At 67.2% G+C, this 21,938-nt stretch carries 11 protein-coding genes and 1 pseudogene; 4 read left to right on the top strand and 8 right to left on the bottom strand.

Annotation, left to right across the window (positions count from 1 at the left end):
• Positions 1-175: pseudogene (locus tag QO207_RS28340) on the top strand (3-octaprenyl-4-hydroxybenzoate decarboxylase); the annotation flags it as partial.
• A 63-nt stretch (positions 176-238) separates the two neighbouring features.
• Here the strand turns inward: QO207_RS28340 and gstA are convergent.
• The gene (gene gstA / locus QO207_RS28335; protein ID WP_301535579.1) at positions 239-856 is read right to left on the bottom strand and encodes a glutathione transferase GstA; all 618 of its coding nucleotides are present in this window, start codon (positions 854-856) and stop codon (positions 239-241) included.
• 109 nt (positions 857-965) lie between these two features.
• Between gstA and QO207_RS28330 the strand changes: the two genes are divergently transcribed.
• Positions 966-1,304, top strand: a complete 339-nt coding sequence (locus QO207_RS28330) for a helix-turn-helix domain-containing protein (protein ID WP_301535578.1) — start codon at positions 966-968, stop codon at positions 1,302-1,304.
• 394 nt (positions 1,305-1,698) lie between these two features.
• On the opposite strand, the gene QO207_RS28325 is transcribed toward QO207_RS28330, so the two are convergent.
• The 5 genes from QO207_RS28325 to QO207_RS28305 are packed head-to-tail and all read right to left on the bottom strand — an operon-like array spanning position 1,699 to position 18,097.
• Positions 1,699-3,798 (bottom strand): HlyD family efflux transporter periplasmic adaptor subunit, encoded by a 2,100-nt coding sequence (locus QO207_RS28325; protein WP_301535577.1) that lies wholly within the window; start codon positions 3,796-3,798, stop codon positions 1,699-1,701.
• A gap of 6 nt (positions 3,799-3,804) precedes the next feature.
• The gene (locus tag QO207_RS28320; protein WP_301535576.1) at positions 3,805-5,145 is read right to left on the bottom strand and encodes an efflux RND transporter periplasmic adaptor subunit; all 1,341 of its coding nucleotides are present in this window, start codon (positions 5,143-5,145) and stop codon (positions 3,805-3,807) included.
• Positions 5,138-5,914 (bottom strand): efflux RND transporter periplasmic adaptor subunit, encoded by a 777-nt coding sequence (locus QO207_RS28315; protein ID WP_301535575.1) that lies wholly within the window; start codon positions 5,912-5,914, stop codon positions 5,138-5,140. Before QO207_RS28315 ends, QO207_RS28320 begins: the two co-directional genes overlap by 8 nt.
• Positions 5,901-7,508 (bottom strand): TolC family protein, encoded by a 1,608-nt coding sequence (locus QO207_RS28310; RefSeq protein ID WP_301535574.1) that lies wholly within the window; start codon positions 7,506-7,508, stop codon positions 5,901-5,903. Before QO207_RS28310 ends, QO207_RS28315 begins: the two co-directional genes overlap by 14 nt.
• 38 nt (positions 7,509-7,546) lie before the next feature.
• The gene (locus QO207_RS28305) at positions 7,547-18,097 is read right to left on the bottom strand and encodes a VCBS domain-containing protein (RefSeq protein WP_301535573.1); all 10,551 of its coding nucleotides are present in this window, start codon (positions 18,095-18,097) and stop codon (positions 7,547-7,549) included.
• A gap of 350 nt (positions 18,098-18,447) precedes the next feature.
• Here QO207_RS28305 and QO207_RS28300 point away from each other — a divergent pair, with 350 nt between their 5' ends.
• Positions 18,448-19,236, top strand: a complete 789-nt coding sequence (locus tag QO207_RS28300; RefSeq protein ID WP_301535572.1) for an SDR family NAD(P)-dependent oxidoreductase — start codon at positions 18,448-18,450, stop codon at positions 19,234-19,236.
• Between the two features lies 1 nt (position 19,237).
• On the opposite strand, the gene QO207_RS28295 is transcribed toward QO207_RS28300, so the two are convergent.
• Together QO207_RS28295 and QO207_RS28290 are read right to left on the bottom strand one after the other, a co-directional pair.
• Positions 19,238-19,528 carry a putative quinol monooxygenase gene (locus QO207_RS28295; RefSeq protein ID WP_301535571.1) on the bottom strand — a complete coding sequence of 97 codons (291 nt, stop codon included), beginning with the start codon at positions 19,526-19,528 and terminating at the stop codon, positions 19,238-19,240.
• Positions 19,529-19,795: 267 nt separating this feature from the next.
• Positions 19,796-21,229 (bottom strand): PLP-dependent aminotransferase family protein, encoded by a 1,434-nt coding sequence (locus QO207_RS28290; RefSeq protein ID WP_301535570.1) that lies wholly within the window; start codon positions 21,227-21,229, stop codon positions 19,796-19,798.
• A 149-nt stretch (positions 21,230-21,378) separates the two neighbouring features.
• Between QO207_RS28290 and QO207_RS28285 the strand changes: the two genes are divergently transcribed.
• Positions 21,379-21,819 (top strand): carboxymuconolactone decarboxylase family protein, encoded by a 441-nt coding sequence (locus tag QO207_RS28285; RefSeq protein ID WP_301535569.1) that lies wholly within the window; start codon positions 21,379-21,381, stop codon positions 21,817-21,819.
• The last annotated feature ends 119 nt before the right edge of the window (positions 21,820-21,938 follow it).

Below are 21,938 nucleotides of genomic sequence, written 5' to 3'. Positions count from 1 at the left end.
CGACATCAACGCCCGCGACTGGAACGACGTGATCTGGGCCATCACCACGCGCATGGACCCCAAGCGCGACACGGTGATGATCGACAACACGCCGATCGACTACCTGGACTTCGCCTCGCCGATCTCCGGCCTCGGCTCGAAGATGGGCCTGGACGCCACCCACAAGTGGCCGGGCGTCCTACGAAAAGCAACGCCGAATTCAGGCTGGACCTGTAGGAGCGAGCTTGCTCGCGAACATTCACCGCACCGGCGCCGACTCAGCCTCCGCACGCAATGCCTCAACCACTGCCGGCCGCGCGCCGATCACCTCGCGGAAACGGCGGATGGCCGGGAAAGCCGTGAGATCGACGTTCAGGTACTGGGTCCAGCCCAGCACGGTGAACAGATAGGCGTCGGCCACGCTGAACCCATTGCCGAAGCTCCAGCCGCTCTCGCCCAGCACCTGCTCCATATAGCCCAGCCGCTTGGCCAGCTTGGCGCGCAATACCGTCTTCGCGTCCTCGGCAATCTCGCTGCTGAACAGAGGGCTCATCCCCGCATGCAACTCGCTGCCGATGAAGTTCAGCTGCGCCTGCAACTGGCTGCGCGCCACGGTTCCGTTGGCTGGGGCCAGGCCCGCGTCGGGATTCTGGTCGGCCAGGTACTGTAGAATCGCCGCGCCCTCGGTCAGCACCGTGCCGTCTTCGAGCTGCAGCGCCGCCACGTAACCCTTTGGGTTGACCTGCAGGAAGTCGCGGCCATCGGCGGTGCGCTTGCTCTGGTTGTTCACGCGGACCAGCTCGAACGGCAGACCCAGCTCGCGCAGGACGATGTGCGGGGCGAGGGAGCAGGCGTTGGGGGCGAAGTACAGTTTCATCGGGGCAGGCCCTGGTGGGAAATGGGCGGCCAGTATTGCCGACCCGCATGCGGCGCGTAAGAACGCACTTTTTTGTGGCCAGGGCAGGAAAAGGTTACCGGTAGGCAGGATGAAGAAGAACGTGTCGGGCTGTTCGGTGGAAGAAGCCATGCGGGTGATCGGCGGGCGCTGGCGCCTGTTGCTGGTGTCCTACCTGCTCGATGGCAGCAAGCGGTTCAACGAGCTGCGCCGGGACATGCCGGAGATTTCCCAGCGGGTGCTGACGGCTGAGCTGAGGCTGCTGGAAGAGGAAGGGCTGGTGGTTCGCACGGTCTACCCGGAGGTGCCGCCGCGGGTGGAGTACTGCCTGAGCGCCGATGGCGAGCGGCTGCGGCCGGTGGTGGAGGTGGTGAAGGGGTTCGGCTTGTGGCTCAAGGGGCGGGCGGAGGAGGCTTCTCCTGTCGGGTAAATCCCCCTGCGCGCGCGTCTTCGGGTCAAACTGGATCGTCGGTTCAGGCTAGTGCCATGGCTTCCTCTTGTACCGAATGGTTCCGCTCGTGGGAAAGGATCAGGGGCTCTTGATCCTGTAGGAGCGGACCTTGTCCGCGAAATCCCCCGCGACGTACTCCGTGGCGACGGCTGCACGATTCTCCAACGCATTCGTAGGGCGGATAACCCGGCACGGGTTATCCGCCGATTACCACGGTGGCGGATAAGGCTGGCGCGTCATGCGCCCTACAGGTTGCGCCGTGCCGTGCGGTTCGCGAGCAAGGACTAGGCGTCCCCCTCGGTCCTACAAAAAGCGCCAAGGCTGGTCTGTAGGAGCGAGCTTGCTCGCGAACGGTTTGGCGCAGGAGCTCCAGCTAGAACCCACTCTCCCGCAAAGCCACCGCCAGCAGCCGGGTAAAACCTTCGCCCAGCCAGCTGCGCCGCGCGCCTTCGATCTGCAGATGCCCACGGGTCTCCCGCAGGCCGGGCGGGGCGGAGTCGAGTTTCACCAGCACATGGAACAAAGCCGGATTGGGCACCAGCGCTTCGCCCTGCGGATTGACGTTCAGCGGGCCGCCGTAGCGCGAGGCGAGCATCGGTTGTTCCAGCTGGCTGATGCGCGTGGTGCCGATCAACACCACCTGGCCCTCGATGGGGCGCGGTACGCCTTCGGGGTAGAAGCGCACATGGCCGCCATCGGTGAGGCGCTGCACTTCGTCCTGCTTGACGTAGGCATCCACCAGCCAGTGCTGCGGGTCTACCAGCACGCCGATGGGCTCGCGGGTGTTGATCCACTGGCCGGGTTTCCAGTCCGGGTTGACATCCATCCAGCGCCCGGTGAACGGCGCCTGCAGGTTGAGGCGGGCCATTTCGTTGCGCGCAGCGCGGGCCTGCTGGAATTCCACGCCCAGGCGCTGGCGGGTGACGGCGTCCTGGGCCAGGCCCGAGGGATCGGCGAGCATGCCGGCCAGGCGGCCTTCGTAACCGCGGATGCTGGCCTCGCTGCCGGCGATCTTGGCGGCGATATCCGGTTCTTCCATGACCGCCAGGGTCTCGCCCTTACCGACTTCGCCGCCGGGGCGCAGGTCGCGCAGCAGCGCCGGGAACGGCGCGTAGACGTGCAGCTGCTGCGCCGCGCGGGCTACGCCCATGGCGTGCACCTGGGTGCGCCAGGGGATGGCGAGCAGCAGCACGATGGCGCCGAGCAGCGCGAGGAACACCAGCTTGCGCCGCGGCTTCACTTCCGCGCGGCGCTGCCACCAGACCTTGAGTTCACGCCACACGGGCTGAACGATGAACCAGCTGATTTCCACGGCGAACAGGAAGATCCCCAGCAGTTTGAAGAAGAAGTAGTAGACCGCCACGGCGATGCCGAGGAACAGCAGCAGGCGGTAGACCCAGGTGCCGAAGGCGAAGGCCACCAGCAGTCGGCGCTGGTGGGTGGGGAAGTGCTCCGGCCAGGGCTCTTCCAGCCCCAGCAGGTTGCGCCGCAGGGTAGTACGGGCGAGGGCGCCGGCGCGCTCGTGCAGGTTGGGGAAGTCCAGCAGGTCGGAGAAGATGAAGTAGCCGTCGAAGCGCATGAACGGGCTGGCGTTCAGCGCCAGCGACAGCGCCCAGCTGGTGGTCGCCAGGTACAGCAGGCCGTTGCGGAAGGGGCCGGGGTCGGCCAGCGCCCAGCCCAGGGTCGACAGCCCGGCCAGGCCCAGCTCGGTGATGATCCCGGCGCTGGCGATCGCCAGGCGCTGGCGGTTGCTGCGCAGCTTCCAGCTCTCGCCAGTATCGGTGTAGAGCATCGGCCACATCACCACGAAGGCGATGCCCATGTGCGCGACCTTCAGCCCCAGCCGCGTCGCCACCAGCGCATGCCCCAGCTCGTGCAGCGTCTTCGCCACCACCAGCGCGGCGGCGAAACTGAGCAGGCCCTCGAAGGAGAAGGACTCCACCACGTCGTGGGTGAAGGTATCCCACTGGTGTGCCACCAGCACGATACCGGCGAGGCTGAGCAACAGCACCAGCAGCGCCACGTAGCGATTGAACAGCCAGTCCAGGCTGCCGGCGATGGCGCGCAGGAAACGCTGCGGGCGCAGCAGCGGGATGCGGAAGAACAGGTAGTGGTGCAGCCACCAGTTCCAGGTCATCCACTGCTTGCCCTGGCTGCGCGCAGCCAGACGCGCCAGAGCCTCGGGGCCGGGGCGCAGCAGCTGGTGATGTTCGAGGAACTGGCGAAAGCCCAGCACCTGCTCGGCGTCGGGCTTGAGCGCGGTCTGCTCGGCGATCTGCTCGCTGATCTGCCGGGGCGTCTGTTCCCAGCGCAGCAGGCATTCGAACTCCAGCCAGCCGATGCGGTAGAAGCGGTTGACCACGCTGTCCTGGATCACCCACACCGGCTCGCCGTCCGGGGCGGGGGCGGCTTCGTCCAGGCGCAGGTCGTCGCGCAGCGGCGGGGTGGGCAGGTCTTCGGCGGCGATGTCCATCGGGCGTTACCAGCCCGTCCAGGCGCGCACGGAGGCCAGTGGCCGGCGCAGCAGGTAATAACCCAGGACGACGCGTTCGCCGTAGAGCTTGGCGGTGCCGTGCAGCCCCAGGCGCGCGTGGGGCGGCGGGTTCTCCACGCTGGCCAGCAGGCGGTAGGAGGCCACGCCCTCGTCGCTGGGCTTGGCCTGGTAGCTGGTGTCGAGGATTTCCCCGTGCAGCGGGTCGAGCGGGTAGGCGGTGAGGAACAGCGATACCTGCGCCCCCGGCTCCAGGGCGATGGCGTCGGCCACCGGCAGCTGGATGCGCATGCCCGGCGCCTTGGGATCGGCGATCTGCAGGATGCGCTCGCCGGTGACCACCGGCTTGCCCAGCCAGTCGTTGGGGTCGCTGTACACGGCTACGCCAGCGCGCGGCGCGAGCACGCGGGTGCGCGCCAGTTGCGCCTGCACGGCGGCCAGTTCGGCGCGACGCTGCCGCGAGCGGCCGTCGAGCACGGTCAGTTCACTCTTGCTCTGTGGGTTGTCGAAGGCACGCTGGCTGGCGGCCATGAGTTCCGCGTCAGCCACGGCGACTTCCTTGGCCAGCACGTCGGCGCGACTGCGCAGGGTGGTTTCGTCCAGTTCGAACAGCGGTGTGCCGACCTCGACGTTCTGGTTGGGGCGCACCAGCATCTTGACGATCACCCCGTCGATGGGCGAGCTGATCACCTGGGCATTGCGCGAGACAATCTCGGCCGGCGCAAGGGCGGTCTGTCGTACCGGAATCAGCAACAGCGCCGCCAGGGCGATCACCCCGACCAGCAGCTGGCGCTTGCTCGGCCGCCAGAAGCGCAGGCGGGTGCGCGGGCCGAACGAGGCCCAGGCGTGGGCCCAGGTCTGCCAGATACCCTGCAGCAGCGGCTGCAGATTGCGCGCCGGTGGCTCGTCGAGGAGGAACAGCACCAGCCCCAGGCGCTTGCCGGTGCGGTCGTGCAGCGGCACGCACCAGAGCCCGGCGGGCCACCATTCGCTCCAGCCTTCGGCGATGTCTGCCGGCGGCTCGATGGCCTCGCGGGCCAGCCAGGTGGGCGTGGCGTCGGGTAGCTGCGCGGCCACCCAGCGGCTGGCGCGTTCCAGCCAGACCAGATAGGGCGAGTCCTCGGTGGGCTTGGCCAGCCCGGAGACTGCCAGCAACTCGTTGCGCGACTCGTGGCAGGCGAACACCAGCGTCTGATGAAAGCGCAGCAGCGGAAACAGGTCGTTGGCGATGCTGAAGGCCAGGCCGCCGAGGGAATCGGCCGCCAGCGCCTTGTCGCGCACATTGGCCAGGCTCAGCAGCAGCTGGGGTGGCGGCAGCAGCTCACTCATGGCTTTCGGGGAAGCGCGCGACCCCGCTCATGCCGGCGATCAGTTCGGGGTAGCTGGCGTCCAGCTTGGCTTCCAGTTCCACGGTCTGGGCTACGGCGTCGACCCGCGCGTTGATCACGCTGACCTTGGCCGGGTAGTGCTTGCCGGTTTCGTGGATGTCCACTTCCAGCGGCATTTCCGGGCGCAGCTTGGGCAGCATGGAGGAGGGCACATTGAGGCGGACTTTCAGCGCGCCGTCGCTGACCAGGTCGAACAGCGGCGTGCCGGCGGTCACCGTCTGGTAAGGCTTGACGTAGACCTTGGCGATGCGCCCGGAGAAGGGCGCGTCGACCAGGCAGTAGCCGGCCTGGGCGCGGGCCAGGGTGAGGGCGCCGTCGGCCTTCTGTACCTCGGTGTTGGCCATGGCGACTTCCAGGTCGCCCACGGCATCGAGCTTGCGCAGGTTCTGCTTGGCGGCGAGGTTGGAGCGCGCCATGGTCAGTTCGGCGGCGGCGACCTTGGCGCGGGCGTTCACTTCCACGCAGTTGAGCTGGGCCAGCTCGGCGTCCTTGGCGACCTTGTCGCCGAGGCTCGCCTTGAGCGCGCCGAGGGTGCCGTTCATCTGCGCGGAAAGGGTGGTTTCCAGGTTGGACACCAGCAGCACGCGGATGGCGCCGGGGTCCTGGCTGTCGGGCAAGGGCGGCAGGCCGCTGGGGGTGTCATCGGCCAGCGCCGGCTGGAGCAACATCAGGCACAGCGGGAGGAGCAGGTACGGCTTACTGCGCGGCATTGGCGGTTCCTTCTTGCCTGGTGGAAAGCTGCCCGGAAGCGGGTTGCCCAACCGAAGCTTGCCCAGCGGTCGGTTGGATCGGAGTGGGGCCACTGCTGGCCAACAGGTTGGTATTGGTCTGCTGCTCCAGGGTGCGCTGGATTTCCCGCGCCAGGGTCTTCACGTCGTGGTTCTCGATTTCCTTGGGCATCACCTCGAAGACCACCGAGTTGTACAGCCGGCCCCAGGCGGCCTGGGCGTCGGAGTAGGCGGCTTCGCGCTGGTAGCGCGAGAGCAGGAAGCGGCCCTCGGCGCGGATCAGCTCCAGCTCGCTGCCCAGGGCGGCGCCACGGGCGGACTGGGCGTAGCTGAGCAGGCTCTGGTCGACGCGCAGGCTCTCGTCGGCGAACTCCACTTCCTGTTTGGCCAGCTGGTAGCGCAGCAGGCCGACCCGGACCTGGGTGAGAATGGCCATGGACAGCGCGGTGCGGCGCATGTCGTCGGTCTTTTCCTGGCTGGCCTCGGCGGCCTTGATGTCCGGGTACTGGGCCAGGCGCAGCAGGTTCATCGAGACGTTGATGCCGGTCTGGTTCCAGTCGTTGTTGTACAGGTACTTGTTGGAGTCGTACTCGTACCCGTAGTTGAAGCTGACGTTGGGCCACAGCTGGGCCTTGGCGATCTTCAGGTCGTTCATGTCGACGCGCTTTCTGTACCACTCCTCCATGATCTCCGGGCGGCGTTCCAGGGACAGGCGTTCGAGCTGGTCGATGTTGTTGGTCACCAGCGGCAGCGGCTGCTCGCCGACGTCGGCCAGGACCATCTTGGTGTTCGGCGGCAGTGACATCAGCGCGGCCAGTTCGGCGCGGGCGAACTCCAGGTCCTGGCGGCGCACGGTGAGCATGTACACCGAGTCGAGCAGGGCGCGCTGGTAGGCGAGGATGTCCTGGCGCGGCAGCAGGCCCTTGCCTTCGGCCTCGCGGGCGGAGGTCAGGGCGCGGTGGGTGCGCATCAGCAGGCCGTCCACTTCCGGCAACAGGCGCTGGGCGCCCAGGGCGCGCCAGTAGGCGTTGCGCACGTCCTGCAGGACGTTCTGCGCGACCTTCTCGCGGCGCTCCTCGGCCATCAGCATCTGGTCGTTCTTCTGCTGGGTGCGGAAGTAGGCGACGCCGAAGTCCAGCAGGCTCCAGGACAGGCCGAGGCTGTAGAGCTGGCGATAACGCTCTTCCGAGGTCGACGGACGCAGACTGACCTGGCGGTCCTCGATGCCGATGGAGGTGCCGCCGGAGTCGTTGTTGCGCCCGGCATAGCCGGCGGAAGCGACCACCCGCGGCAGCATCTCGTGGCTGGTGACGTCGCGCAGGTCGGAGGCCAGCGCGCTTTCCAGCAGCTTCAGGCGGTAGTCGAGGTTGTACTTCAGCGCGCGCGCCGAGGCCTCGTAGAAGGTGATCGGCCCGTTGACCGGCTCCTGCTCCTTGTACATCCGCGCCTGGTCGTCGATCACCCGCTGGCGCATTTCATCCTCGGTGTAGGGCTTGGGCTCGAATGCCGAACAGGCGCTGAGCAGGATGCTGAAGGTGATGGTGGCGCTCAGGCATTTCAGTGCGTAGGCGGGCATGTTCTGTCCTTGATCGTTCCTGAATACTCGCGAGTTCCTCATTGGCCGCTCCGGCGCTGGGCGGCTTCGCGCAGTTGGCTACGGAAGCCCTGCGCGGTGTGCGTCTTGTCGGCCTTGCCGACCATGTCGGCGGGCAGCGAAGCCCAGATCGACGGGTCGGGCAGCAGGCCATCGGCGGTCAGGCTGATGACGCCGTGGCGGCCGTCCACCCAGTTCTTGTCCAGGGCGGCAGCGCGGCGGCTTTCGGCGACGGCGCGGCCGACGAACTGGCCCTTGATCTGGCCCAGTTGATCGCCTATCGAGGGGCTGTCGATTTCCGGAGTGGCGAAGATGTCGATGTTGCTGCCATCGGCGCCCCAGTTGGAGAGCGACAGGCGCTGGTCGATGCGTTCCACCACCGGCTGCACGAAGATCGCCGGGTCGACGTCAGGGATGCGGTTCTGCGGTGCGCCGTCGTCGCCGAAGCGGTCGAGGTGCGGGCCCGGCGGGATGTACGGCGTGGCGATGTCCAGGGTGATGGTCAGCTGGGCATCGTCGGTGGCGCCGGCCAGGTCGCTGATGGTGTAGGTGAAGTAGTCCTTGAGGATCTGTCCGAGCCCGGCCGCAGCGAGCACTTCGCGATTGCTCAGGTCGATGGTGTAGGTGTAGCTGCCGTCGGCATTGAGCACGAGGGTGCCGTAGCGCCCGGCGATGGGCTGGCCGATGACCCCGGCGCTGCCGCTGGCGGTTTCCTGCCCGGTGCGGATGCCGGTGACGGTGAGCGCGTCGCCGCCATCCACGTCGCTGTCGTTGGGCAGTACATTGCCGGTGGCCTGCGGGGCGGGCGTCTGGTCGGTGGCGCTGTTGCTGTCGTCGCGGGCCACCGGGTTGTCGTTGGCGCCCTGGATGACCACGGTCAGGCGGGCATCGGAGGTGGCACCGGCGGTATCGCGCATGCGGTAAGTGAAGACTTCCTGCAGCTTCTCGTTGGCGCTGCGCATGGCCTGCACGGTGGGGTTGTCGTTGTCGACGCGGTACTCGTAGCTGCCGTCGGCGTTGATCGTCAGCTTGCCGTAGAGGCCCTGCAGTACGTTGCCGGCATTGGTCGTGGTGCCGTTCTGGTTGGTGAAGTTGACCACCGACTTGGTCTCGCCGTACTGCACGCCGTCGACATCGGTGTCGTTGTCCAGCACGTTGCCGCGCGGGTCGACGCCAGGGGTGCCGTTGTTGACGCCGCCGGCTTCCACGGCGAGGGCGTTGTCGTCGCTGGCGATGGGTGTGTCGTTGCGGCCGTCGATGGTGATGGTCAGCAGGCCGGGGGTGGCGCCGCCCCAGATGTCTGCGCCCAGGTAGGTGAACTTGTCCTGCAGGGTCTGGCCGCTGGCGCGCAGGGCTTCGACTTCCAGCAGGGAGTTGTCCAGCTCGTAGCTCCAGCTGCCGTCGAGGTTCAGCGTCAGGGTGCCGTACTGGCCGCGCAGGCTCTGGCCGGGGACCGTGGCGTTGGCGGGCAGCGGTACGTCGCCAGCCCAGTAGGACACCACGTGCATGACGTCCTGCGGGATGGTGGTGATGGTGTCCGGATCAGTGTCGTTGTCCAGCACGTTGCCGGATGGGTTGCTGCCCGGCACGTTGTTGTGCAGGCCGCCATCCTCCACGGCGCTGCCGAAGTCCGGCGCGGTGACCGGCGGGTCGTTTTCGCCGCGGATGAGGATCACCAGCGTCGCCTGGTCGCTCAGGCCGCCGTCGTCGGTCACCTGGTAGGTGAAGGATTCGATGGCGAAGGCCAGCGGGCCGAGGGCGATGATGGTGGGGTTGGTGCTGTCGACGAAATACTGGTAGCTGCCGTCGGCGTTGATCACCAGGGTGCCGAAGGCGCCGATGATGGTCTGCGGGCTGCCGGGGGTGACCGCCACGGTATTCACCTGGGCGCCTTCCGGGCCCACGGCGATGGTGGTGATGCGCAGGTGATCGCCGGCATCGACGTCGGTGTCGGTGCCGATGATGGTGCCGAGCACATTGATGCCGTTGATCACGTTGCCGGTGGGGTTGCGACCGCCGCTGCCGTCTAGGTTGGCCACCGCGTAGTTGATGTCGTCGTTGGCCACCGGGGCGTCGTAGCGGCCCTGGATGGTGATGGTCAGTTGGGCGATGGAGCTGGCGCCATCGGTATCGTGCATGCGGTAAGTGAAGATTTCGGTGAGGCTGTCGCCGGTCTTCAGTGCCTGCACCGCCGCCAGGCTGTCGTTGACCACGTAGGTATAGGTGCCATCGGCGTTGAGGGTCAGGGTGCCGTAGCTGCCGTCGAGGTTGCGGGTGCCGTTGACCAGGCCGAGGAGGGCGCCGGTACCGGTCTTCACGCCGGTGCGTACGGCATCAACGGTGCGGGTTTCGCCGTAGTTGATGCCATCGACGTCGATGTCGTTGGTCATCACATTGCCGCTGGCCGGCGCGCCGGGGGTGGCGTTGTTGGTGCCGCCGGCCTCGATGGCGGTGCCGGTGTCGTCGATGGCGATCGGCGTGTCGTCCTGGCCGTGGATGATCACGGTGAAGGTGCGGGTGACGGTCTTGCCGTTGCCATCGCTGACGCTGTAGGTGAACACGTCGCTGAGGGTGTCGGTGTACGAGCGCAGTGCTTCCACCGCCGGCAGCAGGTTGTTGACCACGTAGCGGTAGTTGCCGTTGGCGTCGAGCAGCAGCACGCCGTAGAGCCCGCCGACGTTCTGCCCGACCGTCCCGGCGGCGCCGTTGGGGTCGCTGATGGCAGTGATGGTCAGGGTGTCGCCGTCCGGGTCACTGTAGGAGGAGCGGATGTCGCCCACCGGATCGGTGCCCAGCAGCACGTTGTTGAGGCCACCGGATTCCACCGCGTGGATGACCACCGGCAGCACCACCGGCGGATCGTTGACGCCGGTGACGGTGATCACCAGTTGCGCCTGGTCGGTCAGTGCGCCGGTATCGTGGATCTGGTAGGTGAAGATCACGTCGAGGCTTTGCCCGGCGCGCAGGGCCTGGACTGCTGGGTCGGCGCTGTTGACGACGAACAGGTAGTCGCCGTTGGCCTGCAGGGTGAGCTGGCCGAAGTTGCCGCTGATCACGCTGCCGTTGGCCAGGCGCGCGTAGGTGCCGGTGATGGTGGTGCCGCCGGCGCCCACAGCGGTCAGGGTGCCGCCGCCCAGTTCGATGCCGCTGCGGATGCCGTCGACTACGAGGTGGCTGGTGGGCGGGTTGTCCCAGCTGTCGACGTCGGTGTCGGCGCCTACCCCGGCGTTGCCGGCGATCACGTTGCCGCTGGCGTTGACCGGCGCCGGGGTGCCGTCGCTGGAGCCGGCAGTGGCGTTGCCGTGGTCGTCCACCGCCACCGGGGCGTCGTTGGCGCCTTGCACGGTGATGGTCAGGGTGGCAATGGCGCTCAGGCCGCCGGCGTCAGTGACCTGGTAGGTGAACTGCTCGGTGCGGGTCTCGCCGGGGGACAACGCCTGCACCGCCGGGTTGTTGTTGTCGACCACGTAGCGATAGCTGCCGTCGGCGTTGATCGTCAGGCTGCCGTAGATGGCCTGCAGGGTGGCTGGCGAGCCGGCGCCTACCGGGAAGATGCGTCCGCCGCCGATGCCGTCGAAGCGCACCAGGCTGACCGCCTTGGTCTCGCCCAGGGCTATCGAATCCACATCGCTGTCGTTGTCCAGCACATTGCCAATGGCGTCCTGTCCAGGCGTGCCGTTGTTGGTGCCGCCGGCCTCGGTGGCCGTGTTGCTGTCGGGGTTGGCCACCGGGGTGTCGTTGGCACCGTGGATGTCCACGGTGAGCAGCGCCTGGCTGGTCAGGCCGCCAAGGTCGCTGATGGTGTACTGGAAGGTGTCACGGATGACGTTGCCGGCGGTGCGCAGCGCCTGCACTTCCGGGTTGTTATTGTCGACTACGTACTGGAATCCGCCGGTGACGGTGATGGTCAGGGTGCCGTAGCGGCCCTGGATGACCACCGGCGCACCGACGGTGACGTCGATGCCGGTGGTGTTGACGATGCTGGCGATGTGGGTGACACGCAGCACGTCGTTGTTGGTCTGGATGTCGACGTCGGTGTCGTTGTCCAGCACGTTGCCGGTGGGGTCGACGCCGGGGTCGGCGTTGTTCAGGCCGCCGGCTTCCACGGCGATGGCGATGTCGTCGTGGGCAATCGGCGCATCGTTCACCGGGTCGATGACGATGTTCATGGTGTTGATCGCCACCAGTGCATCTTCGACGGTCTCGCCAGGGATGCCGTCGTTGTCGGCGTCACCGAAATTGCCCTGGTCATTGGTGGCCATGGTGAGGATTTCGGCGTTGCGGAAGGTGTTGAAGTCTTGGTCGCCCTTGTAATAGATCTGCCCGAGCAGCACGTTGATCTGCTGCAGGGTGCCGGTGAGCACCAGGCTGCGCCCGGCGCCGGCTGGCGGGGCGTCGGTCGGCCCCGGTACCGTCCCGGACTGCCAGATCGTGCCGTGCAGTACGCTGAGGGTGACGGTCATGATGCCGTCGGCATTGCCCGCGTTGACGTCCACGTCGCTGGTGGCCAGGCCGACGATGTGCAGCACCGTGTCTTCCTGACCGTGCTGGTCGGCGACGGTGTTGATCGGCGCTTCGTTGATGTGCACGTAGCCGGCGTCGGCGATGCCGATGGCGCCTTCTGCAAGGTTCAGGTTGATGTTGCCCAGGCCGACGGTGGAAGTGCCGGTATCGGTATCCACACGCACGTGGAAGCGGTTGTTGCTCGCCTGGGCGAAGTTCTGCGCCACCGCCACCAGGTAGTTGCCCGAGGGCAGGATGGCGAACTGGTAGGTGCCGTCGGCGGCAGTCACCGTGCTGAAGGTGCGGTCGTCGGCGTTGCCGAACACGCCGTCGTCGCCGGCCCAGGTCAGGGTCACGCCGATGCCGCCCAGGCCGGGGCCGTCGGGCGTGATGCTGTTGGTGGCGGACCTGGTGTCATCCCACAGGGTGCCTTGCACCACGCCCATGCCGGCGCCGTCGCTGAGGATGTAGTTGTTCAGCCCGCTGGCGCCGTCCTGGCCGGTGCGCTCGCCATCGGCGCCGCCCGCGGTGGCGGGTACCGAGCCGCCCCAGCCGGCGTTCTCGAAGCTGGTGGGCAGGCTGGTCCAGGTCAGTACCGCGGAGCTGCTGGCGTCGTCGGGGATCACGGTGTTGGGCAGGGTGACGCTGTAGATCACCTGCACGGTGTCGTTGACGTTCAACTGGTCGAAGTTCAGCACCACCTGGCCGCCGACCACGCTGGCGGTGACGCCGGCCGGCAGGTTGCCGGTGGTGTAGCTGGTGCCGTTGATGACGATGCTCTGGATGGCGTAGTCGCTGCCATTGGGGAACTGGTCGTGCAGCACCACGTTGTAGGCCGGCACTTCGCCGTTCTGGGTGAAACCGACCGACACGGTGGCGGTGGTGGTGCCGGCGACGCTGCCGGCGGCGATGTCGATGACCGACTTGTCCATGCCGGTGAAGCTCGGCTCCACCACGTGCTCGAAAATCGTCGCGCTGTGGCCGCGATCGACGCCGCCATTGAGCCCGACGTGTTCGAACACGTTCATGCCCAGCTGGGCGCCGCTCTGGTTGCTGGCGATGTTGGCGACGCGCACGTTGAATTCGAGGATCACGCCTTCGATGTCGCCGTCGTTCACCTCGGTGTTGGTCAGGTTGCCGAGGTTGAAGGTGATGGTCCGGCCGTCCGGGGAAATCTGCAGGCGGCCGCTGTTGATGTTGAAGATGCCGGTGGGCTTGTCGCCGGACAGGTCGGGGTGTATCGGCAGCGAGACGTCGCTGTTCTGGTTGCCGATCATGCCCAGGGTGCCGCCGCTGATCAGATCGGTGGCATCGGTGCTGAGGCCGCCGATGGCGCTGGAGCCCAGGGCGATGAGGATGTTGTTGAGGTCGGCGGGGATGAACTCCAGACCGGGAGCCAGCTCGATGCGGATCTGGTAGTTGGGGTTGTCGCCGGTGGGCACCACCACCGCCACGCGGTAGCGGACGATCTCGCCGACCACCACGGTTTCCTGCAGGCCGGCAGTATCGGTCGCACCCGAGGAGTTGGTGGCCGGTGGAGTGGCGTCGAGGCCGCCGACGCGGGACACCTGGATGCCGTTGGTGACCGGGATCAGCAGGGTATTGATCTGCCGGTAGTCGTTGAGCACCCCGGAGTTGAGCAGGCCATCATCGCCGCCGCGCTCGCCGGCCACGGTATCGGTGGTGTTGCTGGTGCCGTCGAGGCTGGTCCAGCGCACCACCACGTTGTTCGGGATCACCGCCTGGCCGGCTGCCGTGGCGTTCACCACGCCGGTCAGGCTGATGACGATGCTGCTGCCATTGGCGAGATCGATGTTGGCGCCGTTGGCGGTGACCAGCTGGCCGTTCTGGATGATGAAATCGACGCCGCCGTTATTGCTGGCGCCACCGTTGTAGACGATGCCGCTGATGGTGATGTTGTCCATCTGCGTGGGCAGGATGTTCAGCAGGCTGAGGTCGAAGGCGTTGGTGCCGGAGGTGTTGCTGATGGTGATGTTGAAGTTGACCGTGTCGCCCTGGTCGAAGCCGCCAAAGGTCGGCGTCGAGGTGACCTGCTGGCTCACCGTCACGGTCGGCTCGACGATGGTCACCGACGGTTGCTGCGAGCTGGCCACGTTGCGGTCCACCGCGGTGGCGCCGTTGGGCGTGTCGCCGTCCGGGTCGCTGTAGGTCAGTTGCGCGCCATTGTTCAGGGTCACGCCCTGCTGGTTGCTCTGCACGTTGCTGGCGACCAGCACCAGGCGGATGACGAAGGCGTTGTTGCCGACGTTGTTGTCCGCCGCGGAACCTGCGGCACTGAATACCAGGTTCAGGTCGCCGCCATCGCTGCCGTCGCCGCTGAAGGTGAGGACGTTGACGTTGCCGGCGAAGTCCTGGCCCAGCGCGCCGCTGCCGGCGACCGTGGTGATGAGCTGGTATCCCGCACCGCCGAAAGCCGTGAGGTCCAGGCGCAAGCCCGGTGGGATCAGGTCGGAAAGCCGCAGGTTGGCGGTGCTGCCTTCGGGCAGGGTGATGACGATGTCGTAGGTCATCTTCTCGCCGATCACCAGATTGCTGCCGGTGGTGTGGCTGGCACTGGAGTCGTCGTTGGTGAGGCTGCCGTTCTGGTAGGTCTTGGTGATGGTCGGCGCGGCCACCTGCTGGTTGGCCACCTCGACGATGTCCACCGGGGTGAAGTCCTGGCCGCCCTCGACGCTGGCGTAGTTGGTCAGCGCCGCGCTGGACTGCAGGGTGCGCGAGGCGAGGATGGCGTTGTCGACGGTGACGTCGTAGGTGATCACCACCACGTTGGCGCCGGACAGGTCGTTGGCCGTGCCGGCGCGACCGGCCAGCAGCCCGGCCTGGCCGTTGCTGTCGATGAAGGTGATGGTGTTGCCGCTGACGCTGTAGTCGACGCCGGCCTGCAGCAGCGTGCCGTCGCCGCGGTAGATCTGCAGGTTGGCTGCCGCCAGGTTGCCGCCGATGAAGCTCAGGCCCGCCGGCAGGGTGATGCTGGTGGTGACGTCGTAGGCGCCGCCACCGCCGGTGTTCTTGATCGCCGTGGCCAGGCGCAGGGTGTCGGCGCCGTCGATGCCGGTGACGTTGCCGTCAACCGCCGCCAGGCTGGTGACGCTGCCACTGAAGGGCACGCCGTTGGTGCCCGGCTGGGCCCAGGTGCCGGTGGTCCCGGTAACCGTGCCATTGGTGCTGGATACCACGCCGTGCTTGATGTCCAGCACCGGCTCCGCGACCGACTGGATTTCCGCGACATCCGAGGAAATCAGCGGGGTCTTGTCGATGGTGGTGGTCTGGCTGGATTGCGCCAGCACGTCCAGGGAGCGCTGGTCGGCGTAGGGCTGGTCGCCCACCACCATGGTGAAGCGTACCTGCACGGTGCCCCCGTTGAGCCCGCCGGAGACGTAGTTGCCGAAGTCGAAGATGATCGAGTTGCCGTCGCCGGTTGTGACGCTGTCCGGGGTGTCGAGGATGGTGTTGCCGGTGCCGAAGCTCCATTGGCCGACACCGTTGCCGAAGCTCCAGTTGATGCCTGCGGCATTGAGCAATGGCAGCGGCAGGTAGGCGGTGAGCTTGAAGTTCTCGTAGTCGGCCACCAGCAGGTCGTAGGTGATCGTGAAGGTCACCACGTCACCGGGGCGCAGTTCGCCGTTGGCCGGCGGGTTGCCGCCGTTCACCTGGGTCAGGGTGATATCGATGTTGGAGGTATCGATGGTGGTGGTGGTGTTGGAGCCGTCGGTCTGCTCGCCGCCGATGTTCAGCGAGTCGCGCAGCACGCTGGCGTCCACCGTGGCGTTGTTGCTGATGCTGTCGCCCTCGTTGAGCTGGTCGTGGGGCGGGTGGTCGGTGGTGTAGGTGGAGTCGATATCGGCGTCATAGACCAGGGTCAGGCGGGTGGCGCCTTCCTGCACGTCGCCGTTCCACAGGTCGCCGAACAGCGCATAGAGGCCCGGCCCCTGCACCGCCGCGGCGATGGACGCGCCGATGTCGAACACCAGGGTGGTGCTGCCATCGGCGTTCACCGTGGCGGTGTAGATCACCGGGATGACCTGGGAGCCGCCGTGCTGCTGGATGACTATGCTCGGCGGGTTGGCCGGGTTGAAGGTCTGGCCGTCGCTGAGCAGGTCGGTGACGGTGAAGCGGCCCTGGCCGAGGATGTTCTGGCCGAAGGCGTAGAAGTCGGAGATGGCCACGTCCATGGTGTAGCGCAGGGTGTCGCCAGGGGTGACGCCGGGGGTGCCGACGTCATTCTGCAGGTTGACCGTCTTGAGCAGGGTGATCGACTTGGCGACGAAGGTGACGCCCGCGCCGTCGCCAGTGACGGTGAACGGGTAGCCGTCCGGGTCGGTGGGGCGGTCGCGCACGTCCAGCGGGTTCCAGTCGCCGTTCACCGTGGCGGTGCCGAAGGTGATGGTGCGGGGGTTGCCGGTGGCGGGGTCGAGTACCGGTCGCCCAGCGGCGTCGATCTCCGGCACATAGAAGCCGACCGTGGTGGTGCTGGGGCCGGTCAGGGTGTCGTAGTGGACGCTGTAGCTGGCGACGAAGGCGTTGGGGTTGGCCAGGGCCGCGGCGATCAGCGCCGGGTTGGTCAGCACCGTGCCATCGTGCAGGGTGATCGAGGCCAGGGTGCCGCCCGCGCCGGGGGTGATGGAGCTGACATGTACCTGGTCCGGCACGGTCTGGGTCACCGTGACGTTGGTCAGGGTCTGCCCGGGCGCCGGGGTCACGGTCACCGTCTCGGTGCGGGTGAAGTTCGGCCCGGTGACGGTCTCGCCCTCGGGCATGTCCACCGTCTGGGTCACCGACAGCAGGGTCGGGGTGACGATGAAGCTGTGCAGCGCCGCCTCGACCAGGGTCGGGTCCTGCGCCGGGTTGTTCAGCGAATCGTTGCCGTACTCGAAACCGCCGCGGGCGTTGATGGTGAGGTTCGGCGCGCCGTCGGAATAGCTGGTGTCGGCCAGGTTGCTCAGCTGCGCGGTGACCTGGATGTCGATGGCCGGCTGGCCGTTGCCGAAGCTGGCGTAGGGCAGTTGCAGTACCACCATCTGGTCGCCGGCCTTCATGCCGACGCTGGCGGCGTTGATCACCAGGGCGTTGCCGTTGGCGTCCTTGGCCAGCGGGTGGGTGGCGTTGCCGTTGGCGTCGAAGGTGATCACATAGCTGTTTACCGCCTGGCCCAGGTAGGTGGCGGAAACGAAGGTGGCGCCGTCGTTGCCGTCGCGGCCGGTGGCCGGCATGAACAGGTCGATATAGGGCGCATAGCCGACCTGGGTGGACGGGTTGCTGAAGCTGACGTCGAAGGTGAAAGTATCGCCCAGGCGTACCGCCGAGCCGCCGCTGCCCATGGCCACGGTGGGGCTGGCGTCGGCCAGCAGGCCCTGGAAGCTGGTCAGGGTATCGGCGCTCAGGGCGATGGCCTTGTCGACGTCGCCATTGCGTACTTCCAGGTTCCAGTCGCCGCCGGCGCTGGTGGAGCCGGTGGCGTTGCTGGAGGCACCGACGTCGGCGCCGGTCCAGCGTGCCAGTTCGTTGACCAGCGCCTGCCCGGCGCTACCCGAGCCGACGTCGCAGCCGTAGAGCTGGATATCCGCGCCGGCGCTCAGCTCGCCGCGCCAGGCGCTCAGGCGCTCGCCAAGCTGGTCGACGCTCTGGCTGGTGAAGGTCTGGTTGCCCAGGGTGAACTGGCCGGTGGCGCCGTGGGAGAAGATCTGGATCGAGTCGACCTTGCCCAGCTGCGTCAGCGCGTTGCTGATGGCGGCGATGGCGTCCTGGCCGGCATCCACCACCAGGGCGGTGGTGCCCACCGGCAGGTTGGCGGCCAGCTGGTCGCGATTCTCCAGGCGCGCGTCGATCACCACCAGGTTGCGCGGTGTCGCTGGTGCGCCCGTGGCGGCCTGGGCGCGGGCCTCGACGGCAGTGGCCGGTTTGGCGGTGTCCTTCGCCTCGGCGGCCGTGCTGTCGTGGTGTTGCTGGTCGACGGCCGCCGCGGCGGCGCCGTCGAAGAGGATGCGCTGTTCCAGCGCCAGGGCGTGGGCCGCTGGCTGGAAAATCTTCGAGCGATATTTGGCCTGCATTTCCCTAATTCCGGCTGTGATTCCCCAGGAAAAAGCAGTCCTACGCATATCTGCTTACGGAATTGACGCTAGTCGGGAATGGAATTTTCGCCAGCAGAACAGGGACATAAGCGACAAAATGGCTCAGATTTGTCTCAGGAATGTAACGCTTTTACTACCAAGCGAAGCGGGAAGAGCCGCGCCTGGCGCGGGCTACAGCGGGGCAGAGGGAAAAGTCGCCGGCTGGCCGGCGGAATTCGCCGGAAATAATCGACCAGTTCCTGGCGCTGTGCAGAAAGCGCCTATTCTGATTCCTCCACCGCGCATCCGGCCCCCGCGCCGGACCCATCGCCCACCTGCTGGAGACATTCATGAACCTGCATCTGTCCGACAAGCTCGCCCTGGTCAGCGGCTCGACCAAGGGCATCGGTTTCGCCATCGCCCAGGGCCTGGCCCGCGAAGGGGCGAGGGTGATCCTCAACGGCCGCAGCCAGGCTTCGGTGGACGAGGCCCTGGCGCGCATCCGCGCCGGGCAGGCGGATGCCAAGGTGGAAGGCTTCGCTGGCGACCTGTCCGATCCCAAACAGATCGCTGCACTGGTGCAGCGCTATCCAGCGGTGGATGTGCTGGTGAACAACCTGGGCATCTTCGATCCCAAGCCTTTCGAGGAGATCCCGGACGAGGAGTGGGTGCGTTTCCTCGACGTCAACCTGCTCTCCGGCGTGCGCCTGTCGCGCGCCTACCTGCCGGGCATGAAGCAGAAGAACTGGGGGCGGGTGGTGTTCATCAGCAGCGAGAGCGCGATCCAGATTCCCCTGGAGATGATCCATTACGGCGTCACCAAGACCGCCCAGCTCGGGCTGTCCCGCGGGCTGGCGGAAAGCTGTGCGGGCACCGGGGTGACGGTGAACTCGGTACTGCCGGGGCCGACCGCCTCCGAAGGCGTCGGCGAGTTCGTCGACAAGCTCTCCGGCGGCCAGCCGTTCGAGGCGTTCGAGGCGGAGTTCTTCCGCACCGCGCGGCCGGGCTCGCTGCTGCAGCGTTTCGCCCGTCCGGAGGAGATCGCCAACCTGGTGGTCTACGTCTGTTCGGAACTGTCTTCGGCCACCAACGGTGCAGCGCTGCGGGTGGACGGCGGGCTGGTGCGCACGGCGTTCTGAGTCACTCGGCGCTGCGGCTTTCGAACTCCAGCCCCAGCGCCAGGTCGCCACAACCGAGCTGGCCAAGCCACTGCTGCGCCTTCGGACCTGTCAGGTGCGCCTCCAGCTCGGCCTGGCTGGCCCAGCGGGTGAGCACCTGCCAGCGGTCGGCGCCCAGCACCTGCAATTCGCTGCCCTGGCAGCCGGGCTGCTGGCGGACTTGATCGATCAGCTCGTTAAGGTGGTTGCCCAGTGCAGCAGCCTGGCCGGGAAATGCCTGGACGCGAACGATGGCGATGGCGGACGGGGACATGGCGAGGCTCCTATGTGCTGGGGTGGCCATTGGGCGCTGAGGCTGGAATCCGGTAAAGACCGGAACCGGCTTTCAAAACCACTGCACAAAGGTTACGGGCGCATCGCCGGCGGCTGAACCGCCAATTCCTTGGAAAAGTACCGGGCCAATCTTTGGGCGATGCAGCCGGCGTGCGTAGGAGCGGACTTCGTCCGCGATGGCCACGGTCATGCACCGAGCGGCCGGGAAACGATCGCGGACAGAGTCCGCTGGGGAACGGCGCAGCAATCAGGCCAATTGCTGCAGCAGGTCGCGCAGCTTGTCCAGCGCCGGGTCGATGTCCAGCGTGTCGATGGCGCCGAAGCCCAGCAGCAGGCCATCGCGCACCGGTACCTGGTGGTGGAAGGGCGCCAGGCCGTAGAGGCCGACCTCGACCTTGCGCGCCAGCTCGATCAGCAGCGCCACGTTGACCGGCTCGCGCAGCAGCGCGGTGAGGTGGAAGCCGGCCACCGAGGGCACCGCCTCCAGCCAGGGCGCCAGGTCGCCCGCCAGCCGCGCGAGGATGCGTTCGCGGCGCCCGGCATAGATGCCATGGCAGCGGCGGATGTGCTTGAGCAGATAGCCCTCGCTGATGAACTTGGCCAGCGCCCACTGCGGCAGCGTCGAGCTGTGCCAGTCGGAAATCTGCCGGGCGCGTACCAGCGCGGCGAACAGGCTGGGCGGCGGGATCAGGTAGCCCAGGCGCAGCTCCGGCAGCAGCACCTTGGAGAAGGTGCCGATGTAGGCCACCACGCCGTGGCGGTCGAGGCTCTGCAGCGCATCGGCGGGGCGACCTTCGTAGCGGAACTCGCTGTCGTAATCGTCCTCGATCACCAGCGCGCCCAGCTCCAGGGCGCGGGCCAGCAAGGCCTCGCGCCGCGCCGGGCTCATCGGCATGCCCAGCGGGAACTGGTGCGACGGTGTGGTGTAGATCATCCGCGTGCCGTCGGGGATCAGCTCGACGCAGATGCCCTCGGCATCCACTGGCACGCTGGCCACCTCGGCGCCGAGGGTCTGGAAGATCAGCCGCGCCGGGGTATAGCCGGGGTCTTCCATGGCCACCTTGTCGCCAGGGCGGAGCATGACGCGGGCGAGCAGGTCCAGCGCCTGCTGCGCGCCGTTGCAGACCATCACATCGTCCAGCTGGCAGTTCACCCCGCGGGCGTAGGAGATGTGCCGGGCGATACCGTCGCGCAGCGGGGCGATGCCCTCCGGCGCGCTGTAGTGACCGCGCAGGCCGGTCATCTGGCGCATGGCGTGGTTCACGCAGCGCCGCCATTCCTCCTGGGGGAACTGCAGTTGGGTGGTGGCGCCGCCGATGAAGTCGGCCTTCGCCGTGCCCGCGGCGCCGGGGTGGCGCAGGCGGGTATCGAGGTTGATCCAGCGCTCGATGTTGTCCTGGCTGGCGAAGCGCACGCCATCCTGGCGCCGGTCGTGGCGCGGCAGGTGGGTGTTGACGAAGGTGCCGCTGCCGATCTTGCCCACCAGCACGCCTTCATAGGTGAGCTGGGCGTAGGTGTCGGAGATGGTCTTGCGCGAGATACCCAGTTGCTCGGCCAGCAGGCGGCTGGGCGGCAGGCGGGTGCCGGCGGCGAGGCGGCCGGAATCGATGGCTTCGCGCAGCTGGCGATAGAGTTGCCCGGCGAGATCCTTCTGGCCGTGGATGATCAGGTGCAGCTCCAAGGGCGAACTCCGCAGCTTCTGGGCAGTGGCGCAAGCGTAGCGCCGGCTTGGGACGCGGTGAAGTTGCGCAGCGCAAATTCCGCAGATTGGTCACCTTCTGGCGGTGAGGCGGGGCGCACAATGGCCGGGTCATCTATTGGAGTGCCGTCATGGAGCCGCGTCTGGATTACTACACCGCCTCACCGGAAGCGCTGAAGGCGGTGCTGGCGCTGGAAGCCGCCATCTTCGAGCTGTCGCTGGAGAAGCCGCTGCTGGAGCTGGTGCGGCTGCGCGTGTCGCAGGTGAACAACTGCGCGTTCTGCGCCGACATGCACGCCATGGAAGCCCGGCGCAATGGCGAGACCGAGCGGCGCCTGTTCGCCGTCAGCGTCTGGCGCGAGTCGCCGTTCTTCAGCGAACGCGAGCGGGCGGCGCTGGCCTGGTGCGAGTCGGTGACGCTGCTGTCCGAGTCGAAGGTGCCGCTGGAGGTCTTCGAACTGGCCCGCGAGCAGTTCAGCGAACGCGAACTGGTGGACCTCACCGTGGCCATCGGCGCGATCAACGTGTGGAACCGCCTGGGCGTGTCCTTCCGCCAGCAACCGCCGGCCTGAGCTGCACATTTGTAGGGCGCATAACGCGCCAGCGTTATCCGCCGTGGAGTGGCCGGCGGATAACCTGTTCCAGGTTATCCGCCCTACGTGCTGCCATGCTTTTCGTAGGAGCGAGCTTG

The organism is Pseudomonas sp. CAN1 (assembly GCF_030462585.1).
In the GTDB taxonomy this organism is placed as follows: domain Bacteria; phylum Pseudomonadota; class Gammaproteobacteria; order Pseudomonadales; family Pseudomonadaceae; genus Pseudomonas.
The sequence above is the reverse complement of the archived record's forward strand: the minus strand, read 5'-3'. Positions and strand labels throughout refer to the sequence as shown.

Excerpts from the sequence above, each read along its gene's own strand:
- gstA (WP_301535579.1), bottom strand. The coding sequence starts at position 856 with ATGAAACTGTACTTCGCCCCCAACGCCTGCTCCCTCGCCCCGCACATC.
- QO207_RS28330 (WP_301535578.1), top strand. The coding sequence starts at position 966 with ATGAAGAAGAACGTGTCGGGCTGTTCGGTGGAAGAAGCCATGCGGGTG.
- QO207_RS28325 (WP_301535577.1), bottom strand. The coding sequence starts at position 3,798 with ATGGACATCGCCGCCGAAGACCTGCCCACCCCGCCGCTGCGCGACGAC.
- QO207_RS28320 (WP_301535576.1), bottom strand. The coding sequence starts at position 5,145 with ATGAGTGAGCTGCTGCCGCCACCCCAGCTGCTGCTGAGCCTGGCCAAT.
- QO207_RS28315 (WP_301535575.1), bottom strand. The coding sequence starts at position 5,914 with ATGCCGCGCAGTAAGCCGTACCTGCTCCTCCCGCTGTGCCTGATGTTG.
- QO207_RS28310 (WP_301535574.1), bottom strand. The coding sequence starts at position 7,508 with ATGCCCGCCTACGCACTGAAATGCCTGAGCGCCACCATCACCTTCAGC.
- QO207_RS28305 (WP_301535573.1), bottom strand. The coding sequence starts at position 18,097 with ATGCAGGCCAAATATCGCTCGAAGATTTTCCAGCCAGCGGCCCACGCC.
- QO207_RS28300 (WP_301535572.1), top strand. The coding sequence starts at position 18,448 with ATGAACCTGCATCTGTCCGACAAGCTCGCCCTGGTCAGCGGCTCGACC.
- QO207_RS28295 (WP_301535571.1), bottom strand. The coding sequence starts at position 19,528 with ATGTCCCCGTCCGCCATCGCCATCGTTCGCGTCCAGGCATTTCCCGGC.
- QO207_RS28285 (WP_301535569.1), top strand. The coding sequence starts at position 21,379 with ATGGAGCCGCGTCTGGATTACTACACCGCCTCACCGGAAGCGCTGAAG.